Annotated in this window: 1 pseudogene; it reads left to right on the top strand. The window is 63.9% G+C overall.

Going from position 1 to position 477, the window contains the following annotated elements:
* Window positions 1–477 (top strand): annotated as a pseudogene (locus tag EOC94_RS33560) (conjugal transfer protein TrbE); the annotation flags it as partial.

The raw sequence follows: 477 nt of genomic DNA, 5'->3' as shown, positions 1-477 counted from the left end.
AGGTTCAGGCGGAACGGTGTGCTCCCGCTCGCAGAGCTCTCCAGCGACGGCGACCGCGCATGGGCGGCCGAGTGGATCGAAACGCTTGTCGCGCTGCAGGGCGTCAGCGTCACGCCGGACTATCGCAACGCCATCTCCCGGCAGATCGGCTTGATGGCGCAGTCGCGCGGTCGCTCGCTCTCGGACTTCGTCTCCGGCGTGCAGATGCGCGAGATCAAGGATGCCTTGCACCACTACACGGTCGACGGCCCCATGGGGCAGCTTCTCGACGCCGAGGAGGACGGTCTGTCACTCAGGGCATTCCAGTGCTTTGAGGTGGAAGAGCTCATGAACATGGGCGAACGCAACCTCGTACCCGTCCTGACCTATCTCTTTCGTCGTATCGAGAAACGCCTGACAGGAGCGCCCAGCCTCATCCTGCTCGACGAGGCCTGGCTGATGCTCGGGCATCCGACCTTCCGCGACAAGATCAGGGAG

The organism is Mesorhizobium sp. M6A.T.Ce.TU.016.01.1.1 (assembly GCF_003997065.1).
Classification (GTDB): domain Bacteria; phylum Pseudomonadota; class Alphaproteobacteria; order Rhizobiales; family Rhizobiaceae; genus Mesorhizobium; species Mesorhizobium mediterraneum.
The sequence above is the reverse complement of the archived record's forward strand: the minus strand, read 5'-3'. Positions and strand labels throughout refer to the sequence as shown.